Annotated in this window: 4 protein-coding genes; 1 reads left to right on the top strand and 3 read right to left on the bottom strand. The window is 67.6% G+C overall.

The features are described 5' to 3' along the window. Positions 1–2: 2 nt before the first annotated feature. The 3 genes from pulA to BLU79_RS24615 all read right to left on the bottom strand — a co-directional run bounded on the left by pulA (position 3) and on the right by BLU79_RS24615 (position 9,383). A complete protein-coding gene (gene pulA / locus BLU79_RS24625; RefSeq protein WP_371131930.1) occupies positions 3–5,441 on the bottom strand; it encodes a pullulanase-type alpha-1,6-glucosidase in 5,439 nt (1,812 codons plus the stop codon). An 87-nt stretch (positions 5,442–5,528) separates the two neighbouring features. Then, positions 5,529–7,916: a non-reducing end alpha-L-arabinofuranosidase family hydrolase gene (locus BLU79_RS24620; RefSeq protein WP_093908040.1), complete on the bottom strand. Its 2,388-nt coding sequence runs from the start codon at positions 7,914–7,916 to the stop codon at positions 5,529–5,531. A 144-nt stretch (positions 7,917–8,060) separates the two neighbouring features. After that, positions 8,061–9,383 (bottom strand): alpha-amylase, encoded by a 1,323-nt coding sequence (locus tag BLU79_RS24615; RefSeq protein WP_371131935.1) that lies wholly within the window; start codon positions 9,381–9,383, stop codon positions 8,061–8,063. Positions 9,384–9,707: 324 nt separating this feature from the next. Between BLU79_RS24615 and BLU79_RS24610 the strand changes: the two genes are divergently transcribed. Further along, positions 9,708–11,777: a carbohydrate-binding module family 20 domain-containing protein gene (locus tag BLU79_RS24610; protein ID WP_093908038.1), complete on the top strand. Its 2,070-nt coding sequence runs from the start codon at positions 9,708–9,710 to the stop codon at positions 11,775–11,777. The last annotated feature ends 65 nt before the right edge of the window (positions 11,778–11,842 follow it).

Genomic DNA, 11,842 nt, shown 5'->3' with positions numbered 1-11,842 from the left:
TATCAGAGAGCCCGTGAGAAGACGGCGACAGTACGCCCCGGAACGGCGAACGTGCCCGTTTTCCCGTCGAAGGACGCGGACTTGACGATAGGATCCGCGCCCGAGGCCTGCACCGGATGCAGCCGGTAGCCGTCTCCGGCCAGGGCGTCGACGCGCTGCTCCTGCTTCCCGGGCGTCGCGTTGAAGACGACGACCAGGTCACCGAGCCGCATGGTGATCACGCCGGGCGTCTCGTCCTTGCCCGACAGCGGGAAGGAGAGCTTCGACTGCACCTGGTCGGCCGTGGCGAGGGAGAACGCCGACTCCGTCGAACGGATCTTCAACAGATCCCGGTACGCGGCCGAGGTGCCCTCGATCTGCTCGCACCCGACCTTCACCGAGCCCAACAGGGGCTTGGCGAACGGCCACTTCGAGGCATTGTCGGCCGCCATCGGCAGTCCGCGTCCGAAGCCGTTGCCGTCGGCGCAGTTCCAGTGGATGGCGTTGAACCAGTCGCCGCTGTCGTAGGAGTTGCGGTCAAGCGACTTGGAGCGCAGCAGGTCGGTGCCGGCCTGGGAGAGCGCCGGGCCCTGCGAGAGGGTGGCCGTGGCCATGGCGAGGACCTGCATACGGGCCCGGTCGGCCGCACTGGTGGAGGACGGCAGCTTGAACGCGAGGGCGTCGAACAGCGACTCGTTGTCGTGCGCGTCGGCGTAGGCGAGGGCGTCGCCCGGCGCGTCCGCGTACCCGGCGGGGGCACCGTTGTAGTCGACCTCGGAGCCCTTGACCTCCTTGCCGCTGGTGTCGGTGAAGCGATAGGCGGCGAGGTTGCCGGACAGACCGACCTTGATCAGGTCCTGGTAGTGCAGCAGCCGGGCCTTCTGCTCCTCCGAAGTGCCGTTGTCCGCAGCGGGGTTGGGGTCGGTGTAGAGCCCGGACGCGAAGCCCTGGACGCCGGGGTCCTCGTCGAAGGGCCCGCCGCCGCGTACGGCGTCCCGCGCCCGGTCGGAGAAGGTCGCGATGCCGGTGCCGGCCATGTTCTTCTGCGTGGCCTGCACGAAGCGGGCGTCGTCGGCGATCTCGCCGAAGTTCCAGCCCTCGCCGTACAGGATGATCTTCTTGCCGTCGACGCCGTCCTTGGCGAGGGTCAGCGCGTCCAGAGCCTTCCTGACCGCCAGGATGTTCGCCTTCGGGTGGTGGCCCATCAGGTCGAAGCGGAAGCCGTCGACCTTGTACTCCTTGGCCCAGGTGACGATCGAGTCGACGACCAGCTTGCCCATCATGGCGTTCTCGGGCGCCGTGTTGGAGCAGCAGGTGCTGTTGGCGACCGAACCGTCGGCCAGGAGCCGCTGGTAGTAGCCGGGCACGACCTTGTCGAGGACGCTGGTGTCCGCCTGGCCGCTCGATGTCGTGTGGTTGTAGACGACGTCCATGACGACGCGCAGGCCGTCGTCGTTGAGGGCCTTGACCATCTTGCGGAACTCGACGGTACGGCCGGTGCCGTCCGGGTCGGTGGCGTACGAGCCCTCGGGGACCGTGTAGTGGTAGGGGTCGTAGCCCCAGTTGTACGCGTCCTTCGCGGCGATCTTCGCCACGCACTCCTGCTGCTTGTCGGAGTCGGCCGGGAAGGAGGCCAGGTCGCAGTCGACGGTGGCCTGCTCGGACTTCTTCTCAGGGATGGTGGCGATGTCGAAGGCCGGCAGCAGGTGGACGTACGACGTACCCGCCTTCGCCAGCTCCCGCAGGTGCTTGGAGCCGTCGCTGGCCTTGTCGGTGAAGGCGAGGTAGGTGCCCGGGTTCTTGGCCGTCCTGTCCTCGACCGAGAAGTCGCGGATGTGCAGCTCCTGGATCTGGGCGTCCTTCAGCGGTACGGCCTTGGGCTTGCGGTACGAGGACCAGCCGCTCGGCGCCAGGGACCTGTCGCCCAGGTCGACGACCAGGCTGCGCTCGGAGTTCGCGGTGAGCGCGACCGAGTACGGGTCGGTGACCTTGTTGGTGACGATCTTGCGGACGCTGGGCGCCCAGACCTTGACGACGTACCGGTACGCCTTGTTCTTCCAGGACTTGGGGCCGATGACGGACCAGACACCCGTGCTGTCCTGCCGCTTCATGGCAACCGTGGAGTCGCCGATCTCCAGCTTGACCGACTGGGCCGTGGGCGCCCAGACGGCCAGCGTCGGACGGCCGCTCTTGTCGAAGGTCGGTCCGAGGTCGGCCTTCGTCGCGCCCGGGTGGAGATCGTCGAGTACGCCGGCGATCTGGACGCCGGTCGCCGCGAGCACGGCACCGTTCGCGGCGCGCTGGGAGGCGACGAGCTGGCCGCGCAGGGCCTCGCGGACCCGGTCGCGGTCGCGCGGGTCGACGGACCAGGCGGTGTACTCCTTCAGGTGCGGGAACTTCGCCTTCTGGGGGTCGGTGAGGGTGGTCTTGGACAGGCGCAGCCAACGCTCGTCGTCGCTGGTCAGCGCGCCGTCCTTCACCGCGATGGAGCCGTCCCGGCTGTACAGCAGCTGGGTGGAGGCGGCCCTCTCGGTGCCGTTCCACGCGACCGTGTCCCGGTCGATCCAGACCGCCTTGGAGGTGGTCAGGTCGAGGGCCGCCGCGGAGCCGGCCGGCTGCGGGAGCAGGTACTTCTCCTGGCCGCTCAACAGCCACACCTCGTGACCGTTGGCGGTGAGGTCGAGCGACTGGTCCGTGGGCAGGTCCTTCTCGTCGCCCTTGTGGAGGATGTAGCTGAGGCTGGTGGCACCGTCGGTGAGCGGTACCTCGAAGACCGCACCATAGGTATCAGTCTTGACCGGCTTCACGGGGTTCGACCACTCGGTGGGGTTGGCGGCACCCGTCCAGACGTGCAGGCCCCAGCCGTCGTAGTTCCCGTCGGCGCGGTTGTAGTGGACGACCGCCTTGGTCTTGTCCTGCGCCGGGTAGTCGGGCCGGGTGGTCTGTACGGCCTCCTTGCCCTGCTCGATCCAGATCTCGCCGGTCTTGGCGAGGTCGATCGTGCGGTCGGCGGAGACGTCCTTGTTGCCGTCCTTGTCGATGACGAGGAAGCCGACGTTCGAGGCGCCTTCCTTCAGCTTGACGTAGGCGAAGGCGCCGTAGGCGTCCCGGCCGACGAACGGGTGGCTGGCCGGCCACTCGGTGGACTCGCCCTCGGCGAGGTCGCCCCAGGCGTACAGGCCCCAGTTCGCGTAGTCGCCGTCGGTGCGCTTGTAGTGGACGACCGCGTAGTCGCGGGAGGCCGCGCTGGGGATCTCGGGGGCGGGCGGGGTGCCGGTGGTGGACTCGGCGGTGGTGCTCGCCGTACGTCCCGCCGAGTCGATCACAACTGCCTTGTAGCGCAAGGCGGTTGCGGCCGGTACGTCCTTTCCGACGACCTGCGTGACCTTGTACGGGGCGTGGTCGGCGGAGCCCAGCGTCTTCCACTTGCCGCCGCCGACCTGCGCGGCGAAGACGACCCGGTTGAGCTGTCCGCCGTCGACGTCGGCGCCGATCTCGACCGTGCCGGTGGCTCCGGCGGCCGGGGCCTTCAGGGTGATCGTCGGCTCGGTGGCGGGCTTGGCGGGCTTGCCTGCCGCCTTGAGGACGATCGAGGAGCCGGCCGGGACGGTGACGGTGATCCTCTTGTCGGCGTCGCTCTTCAGCGAGGCGTCGCTGCCGTGGATCCCCTTGAACGCCATGCCGGCCGAGCCGGTCGCGAAGGTCGCCGACTTCGCCTCACCGGCGTTGTTGAAGGCGACGACGTACTCGGTGCCCGTCTTGGCGTCGGTGCGGGAGAAGGCGTAGACGCCGGCGCCGTCGGCCGCGTAGCGCTCGGTCTGGACGCCGTCGGTGAGGGCCGGGTTGGCCTTGCGGAGCTTGGAGAGGGCTGCGATCTGCTTGTACAGCGGGGCGCTCGTGTCGTAGGCGTCGCTCGCGTGGGTGCGGTCGGTGCCGATCTGGTCGTCGTCGAGGTAGTCGGCCGTCTTCGAGGCGAACAGGGTCTGGCGGGCGTCCTTGTCGCCGCCGGCGCCGGTGAAGCCCTGCTCGTCGCCGTAATAGACGACCGGGTTGCCACGGCTGAGGAACATCAGCTCGTTGGCGAGCTTGTCCTTGGCGAGGAGTTCGGCGTCGGTCGCCTTCGGGTTGTCCTGGTTCAGGAAGGACCCGATGCGGCCCATGTCGTGGTTGCCGAGGAAGGTGACCTGCTCGTAGGCGTTGGCCTTGTCGGTCGTGTACTTGTAGTCGTCGCCGAAGACGCCCGCGAGCTTCTGCGCGCTGCCGCCCTGGGAGGCGTACTGCCGCGCCGCTTCCTGGAAGGGGAAGTCGAGCGTGGCGTCGAGGCGGCCCTGGGTGACGTACGGCGAAGTGATGTTCGTGTCGGCGGAGTACACCTCGCCGAACATGAAGAAGTCGTCGCGGCCCCGCTTGGCCGCGTAGGCGTCCAGCGCCGTGGCCCACTGGGTCCAGAACTCCATGTTGACGTGCTTCACGGTGTCGATCCGGAAGCCGTCGATGTCGAAGTCCCGCACCCACCGCTGGTAGATCTTCTCCATGCCGGTGACGACCTCGGGACGCTCGGTCCACAGGTCGTCGAGTCCGGAGAAGTCGCCCTGTTCGGAGCTCTCACCGGCGAAGGTGGAGTCGCCGCGGTTGTGGTACATCGTCGGGTCGTTGAGCCACGACGGGACCTTGACGTTCTTCTTCGCGGCGGGGACGGTCGGCGTGCGGGGGAAGGACTCGGTGCCGACCGCGGGGAACGGGGACTTCCCGTCCGCGTAGTCGGAGTCGTCGAAGGGCTCGCCGTTCTTCGTCAGGTACGGGAACGCGCCCTTGGAGAGGTAGTCGTACGACTTCTCCTCATAGTCGACGACATCCGCCGTGTGGTTCGTGATGACGTCGAAGAAGACCTTCATGCCCTTGGCGTGGGCCTTGGATATGAGGGTCTGAAGGTCCTTGTTCGTCCCGAAGTGCGGGTCGACCTGGGTGAAATCGGTGATCCAGTAGCCGTGGTAGGCGGCGGAGGCGTTGCTTCCCGTCCCCTGCACGGGCTGGTTCTTGAAGATCGGGGCCATCCAGATGGCGGTGGTGCCGAGGCCCTTGATGTAGTCGAGCTTCTTGGTCAGACCCTTGAGATCGCCGCCCTGGTAGAAGCCCTTGTCGGTGGGGTCGTAGCCGGTGGCGAGGCGGGAGCCGGTGAGGCCGCCCTTGTCGTTGCCCGTGTCGCCGTTGGCGAAACGGTCCGGCAGGACGAAGTAGAACTGCTCGCGGGTGGCGTCGTGCCGGGCGGGCTCGGCGGCGAGCTTCGCGTCGGACGGCGGCGGAGGCGGGGTGTCCGCCCGCGCCGCGAGGGGCTGGACGAGCGCTGCGGCCAACGCGGTCACGGTGACCGCGGCGACCCGTCCGGCATGGGTGGTTCGGCGCCTCGACGGCGACGGCCATCTCGCTCTCACAGATGGGCTCCTTGCGATTACGGCTCTCATGGGTCCGACCCCGCGCGAAACGTATCGCCGCCGTAAGGATTACAGCAAGAGGCTTGAAAGCATCGGCAAGAACTTTCAGGGGGACTGTCAGCAGGGCGAGTTGGTCTGCGTGAGCAGGCCCAGGCGCCAGGGCAGGGTGTTGTAGGGGCCCGAGGCGGCCGGGTCCATGCCCTGGTAGAGGTACTGCATACGGCAGGGGTTGATGGTGAGGGTCTGGTCGACGCCGTCGCGGACCATCTCGCCGTGGCTGATGTCCTGGGTCCAGGGGGTGCCGTCGAAGGCGACGTTGGTGGACCGCGCGAAGGGGTTGGCCTCGGTGTCGGCGAGCGGGGTCCAGGCGCCGGCGATGCTGTTCGACGTCCAGGACCGGAAGTACCGCTTGCCGTTGCCGCCGATCGCCTCGACGACCAGCAGATAGCCGCCCGAGTCCTTGAGCCGGTAGACGTTCGCGGCCTCCCAGAGGCGGTACTTGTTGGGGTCCTGCAGCGCGATGACGGTGTTGGTGAAACCGTTCGGGAAGTTGGCGACCGTGGTCTCGGAGCGGTAGAGATGCCCGTTGTCGTCGGAGGAGAACAAGTAGCACTTGGCGGAGTCGCAGACGTTCCAGAAGTCGACCCAGTAACCGTTGCCGATGTTGTCCTTGATGATCTGCGGCATGCCGTTCGCGTAGAACTTCTTCGGCGCGCTCCACGACTTCGGGTCGGCGATGGTGGTGGTGGTCGAGTACGCGGCGTTGTCCCCGGTCTGGAAGACGAGGTACCAGAGCTTTTGCGGCGCGAACCAGAACACCTGCGGCGCCGCCTTGTACCCGGCGCCGATGGCCGTCTGGTCCAGATAGTGGTGTTGCGCGGCGGCGGCCTGCGACCAGTCGGTGAAGTTCAGATAGACCATGTTGTACGCGCCGCTGGTGCTCGCCGTGCTGGCGAACACATGCCAACGCCCGTTGTGGTACACGACCGACGGATCCTTGATCGCGGCGAGGCTGTGGGTCGCGTCCGACTTCGGGGCGATCAGCGCCCCGCTCGACCTCCACTGGAAGCTGCCGGGGAGGGCGGCGAGCCGCTCGGACGACGTGGCCGCCTTGATGGTGTACGTGACCAGCGAGCGGGCCGGAACCGTCGCGGTCAGCGAGCCTCCGGCGACGGCGACGGCGGACTGCTGGGCCATGCTGTTCGAGCCGTTGGTCAGGTACGGGGTCGCCGTCCCGTCGGTGATCCCGGTGTTCTGGAGGCTGTACGCCACCTGCTGGGCGCCGGTGCCCGCGTTGAGCGCGACGACGGTCAGCGTGCCGTCGGTGTTGCGGAACGCCGACAGCTTGAGGTCGGTGTCGGGGGTGGTGGCGCCGATGCGGGTGGCCCCCGGCCGGATGAAGCGGCTGTAGTTGGCCATGGCCCACAGGCGCTTGGAGACGCGGTAGCCGTCGCCGTTCATCTGGATCAGGCCGCGGGTGGCGCCGGTCGACGCGCCGTACCAGTACACATAGCCGCTGGTGTTGCCCTTGGTGAGGGCGTCGTGGATCGCGGAGGCGACGGTGAGGCCGTCGTAGCCGCTGCCGTCGTCCCAGTTCTCGTTCCAGGTGGTGCCGTCGGGCGACCACTCCGACATCCAGGTGCGTTTCCGGGTGGGCAGGGGTCCGTCGACGGGACTGGCGTACGTGTGTCCGGTGTGGGTGGCGACGTGACCGCGGGCCGTCGCGTCGGCCTCGATCGCGCTGGTGTAGTTCTTCTGCTGATTCCAGCCGAAGGAGTCGCAGCAGGCCACCTTGTATCCGCCCGCGTTCGCGACCGGGCCTAAGACCTTGGTGAACTCGACGGCCTGGGCGGGAGTGAGCCGCATGGAGTCGTACGTCGCCGTCCAGTCGGGCTCGTTGGTGAACCCGAGGTCGGTGATGCCGATGCCCTCCTGGCCGTAGAACTTGGCGTACTGGACCAGGTAGTCGGCGTACGCCCTGCGCCAGTCGCCGCTCGCGCAGGTGGCACCCGAGAGCCCGCACAGGGTGCCGCCGTTGGCATCCGTGCCGTTGGTCTTCATATACCCGGGTGCCGTCCAGGCGTCGGCGTAGAAGCGGTTCACGCCGTACGCCTTGGCCTGCTTGGCCAGCCAGACCTGGCCCTTGTCGACGCCGTCCCAGACGTACTTGGGGGTCGCGTTCGGGCCGCCGGGGTCGGTGGGCTGGATGCCGGAGTCGATGCCGAGGCGCAGGATGCTCAGGCCGGCGCCGGTGGTGCGGTTGAGCAGCAGATCGAGGATCTCGCGCTGCTTCGGGGCCGACAGGCCCTGCGAGCCGTTCATGATGGCGGCCCGTCCGAAGTGCTCGGAGAAGCCGAAGCCGTCGATGGGTTGATGGGTGGTGGAGCCGTTGATGGTCGCCGTGGTGGCGGCCCAGGCGTTCGGGGTACCGACCGTGGTGATCCCGGCGGCGGTCAGGAGGACGGATAACGAGGTCACCGTCCACTTCCGGAGTCTGCGTATCATGATTCCGCCAATCGTGGGAGCGCTCCCATTACTACCTGAGGCGGAAGGTAGGGGTGTGACCGGGACACGTCAACCCCACGCGTACCGCGCATGGTCGGTCGCACCATGCGCGGTCACGCGGGGGAGGTCAGCGGCGGTGGCCGCTCAACAGCTCGACTTGCCGGCGTAGATCGCCAGCGCGGTGTTGGCGCCCAGGGTGGCCGTGAACTGGCCGCTGGAGTTCACCGTCACCGTCGTGTTGTTCTGCACGTTGCAGTACGTGCCCGCCGCCAGGGACGTCTGGTAGGTGCGGCTCAGGCTGCTCGACTCGTGGTTGATGGCGACGTAGCCCTTGCCGCCCCGGCCGAAGGCGATGGCGTCGGCGCCGTTGTCCCACCAGTTGGTGACCGACTCGCCGCGGGTGGCGTTGCGGAAGGCGACCATGCGGATGATCTCCGGCCAGGCGTGCTGGCACTTCCAGCCGTCCTGCCAGCAGGCGGCCACCGAGCCGCCGTTCGGCGGGCCGGCGTCCGAGTCGGACCACTCGTAGCCGGAGTTGATGTCCGGGGCGCCGTACGGGTAGGCGAGCATGAAGACGTTGGCGAGGGTGTAGTTCGCCCCGTCCTTGTAGTTCAACGTGCTGCCATTGCGCTCGGTGTCGTGGTTGTCGACGAAGACACCGGAGACGCCGCTGCTCATGTAGCCCCAGCCCTCGCCGTAGTTCTTCAGGTAGGCGAGGTTCTCGTTGTTGAAGACGCGCTTGAGGTCGTAGGCGTAGCGGAACTCCTGGACGTCGCCGTTGCCCGTGTACTCGGTGGGCTGGACGGCCTCGCCGCTGCCGTAGATGGCCTCCTGCTTCCAGTAGACGGAGGGGTTCGTCAGGCGCGACTTGATGTTGGCCAGGTCGGCCGCCGGCATGTGCTTGGCCGCGTCGATGCGGAAGCCGTCGACGCCGTAGCCGAGCAGGGTGTTCATATAGCCGGCGATGGTGGCGCGGACGTACTCCTCGCCGGTGTCCAGGTCGGCGAGGCCGACGAGTTCGCAGTTCTGGACGTTGGTGCGGTTGGTGTAGTCGCTGATGGTCGCCGTGCAGTCGTTCATGTCGGCCGAGGAGTACAGGCCGGGGTAGTCGTACTTCGTGTACGACGAGCCGCCGGTGCCGGTGCCGCTGCCTGCGGACATGTGGTTGATGACGGTGTCGACGACGACCTTCACGCCCGCGTTGTGGCAGGTGTTCACCATGTTCTGGAAGGCGGTGGCGTCACCGAGACGGCCGGCGATCTTGTAGCTCACCGGCTGGTACGAGGTCCACCACTGCGCGCCCTGGATGTGCTCCTGGGGCGGGGAGACCTGGACATAGCCGTAGCCGGAGGGGCCGAGGGTGTTGGTGCACTCCTTGGCGACCGAGGCGAAGTTCCACTCGAACATCACCGCGGTGACGTCCTTGCTGCCGGGCGGGGAGGCGGAGGCGGTGTCGCCGGGGGCCATGACGACCGCCGCGGCGGCTGCGGCGAACGCGGTGAGGGCGGCGGTCGCGGTACGGCGCCTCGGGGGCGCATTCCATCTCGATATCACGGGCGAACTCCTTGCGAAGGCGGCTCAGTCGGGTCCCCCCTGCGCCGCGGCGCGGCTTCGTTGCCGGGCACCGGCGCGACCGTACCGCCACGAAAGGTTTACAGCAAGAGAGTTGAAAGTCATAGCAAGTACTTTCATCCGCAACCTTGACGTGGCCTTCTCAACTCCCCCACGCTCACCAGTTGTTGAATCCCTGACCGCTGATCGACATCCCGAACACCGGTGAAGGAGCCGCACATGACCATCAGACCCCGTCCCCCTGGGGCCCTCCGCCGCACCCTGACCGCCACGGCGGCGGGCGCACTCGCCCTGGCCGGAGCCGTCGCCCTGCCCACCGCGCCCGCTCACGCGGACGCCACGACCTCCGGCGATGTCATCGCCAACCTGTGGTCCTACAACTGGGACTCGGTCGCCGCCGAGTGCACGGACGTGCTCGGCCCGAACGGCTACGGCGCGGTGTGGGTCGCTCCGCCGGCCGAGTCCTTGAAGCAGACCAACTACTACTGGTGGGACGTCTACCAGCCCTACTCGTACGACCTGAACGGCCGCTTCGGTACGGCGGCCCAGTTCGCCTCGATGGTGGACGCCTGCCATGACGCGGGCGTGAAGGTATACACCGACGCTGTGATCAACCACACCGCCGCCCAGACCGGCACCGGCTACAACGGCACGACGCTCACCAACAAGTACGACACCCCCGACTGGGACCCGGACGACTACCACACGTCCGCCGAGTGCGCGGACTCCGACCTGATCATCGACGACTGGTCGAACCTCACGGAGATCCAGAACTGCGAACTGCTCGGCCTGCCCGACCTGGAGACGGAGGACGACGACGTCCGCTCGGGCATCGCGGCGTTCCTGAACAAGCAGATCGCCCTGGGCGTCGACGGCTTCCGTGTCGACGCGGCCAAGCACATGCCTGTGGCCGACCTCAACGCGATCCGGTCAAAGCTGGACAACACGACGGCGGGTGCGGAGCCGTACATCTTCCAGGAGGTGTATCCGGGCTCGACCCCGGCCGCCTCCGACTACTACTCCGCGGGCGATGTCCTGGACTTCGGCTACGCCTCCAAGGTGAAGTCGGCGTTCCAGGGCAATGTGAGCGACCTGGAGTCGCTGCCGTCCTCCGGGGTCCTGCCCGCCGCCAACTCGGTGTCCTTCGTGACCAACCACGACACCGAGCGCAACGGCCTGCACATGAGCTACAAGGACGGCGACACCTACCGGCTCGCCAACATCTTCCAGCTCGCCTACAAGTGGTCGACCCCGACGGTGTACTCGGGCTTCGAGTTCTCCTCGTCGGACCAGGCCCCGCCGAACTCCAGCGGCTTCGTGACGGACACGAACTGTTCGAGCGGCTGGTACTGCCTCCAGCGGGACACCGCCGTCACCGGCATGGTGAAGTGGCACAACGCGGTGGGTTCGGAGGCGGTGACCAACTGGTCGACGAAGTCGTCGAGCGTCATCGGCTTCGGGCGGGGCACGGCGGGCTACGTCGCGATCAACAACGGCTCGTCCCCGGCGACGTACACCTTCGCGACCGGGATGGCCGACGGCTCGTACGCGAATGTCGTCGACAACGGCGCGACGACGGTGACGGTGTCGGGCGGGAGTGCCACCCTCACCCTCCCCGCGAAGAGCGCGATCGCCTTCTACGACGGCGAGTTCACGCCCTGCGACACAGCCTGCGAGGAGCCGGACGACGGCGCCTCGACGGTGACGGCGACGTTCAACGAGTACGCGGCGACGACGTCCGGCCAGGACGTGTACGTGGTCGGTTCGATCGCGGCGCTGGGCGGCTGGGACACGGCGAAGGCGGTGAAGCTGTCGTCGACGGGTTACCCGATCTGGTCGGGGACGGTGAGCGTGCCGGTCAACACGTCGTTCGAGTACAAGTATGTGAAGAAGGACAGCTCGGGGAACGTCACCTGGGAGTCCAACGCCAACCGCTCCGCGACCACGACGACTTCGGCGGTCGGGCTCAACAACTCCTGGAACGTGGCGAACGCGGGCGCCACCGACGTGACCTTCAACGTCAACGCCACGACCGACTGGGGCACCAACGTCTACCTCGTGGGCTCGATCGCCTCCCTCGGCTCCTGGAACCCGGCCGACGCGATCCCGCTCTCCTCGGCGTCGTACCCGACGTGGAGCAAGCCGGTGATCGTGCCGAAGAGCACGGCCTTCGAGTACAAGTACGTGAAGAAGGACAGCTCAGGGAACGTGACCTGGGAATCGGGTACGAACCGCTCCTACACGACGGGAACGTCGAGCGGCTACACCTCGACCGACACCTGGAAGTAGCCGACCTCCTCAACGACCTGTGGCCCACCCCGCTCAGGCGGTGGTGGGCCACAGGACGTGCTCGA

Source organism: Streptomyces sp. cf386, assembly GCF_900103585.1.
Lineage (GTDB): Bacteria > Actinomycetota > Actinomycetes > Streptomycetales > Streptomycetaceae > Streptomyces.
The sequence above is the reverse complement of the archived record's forward strand: the minus strand, read 5'-3'. Positions and strand labels throughout refer to the sequence as shown.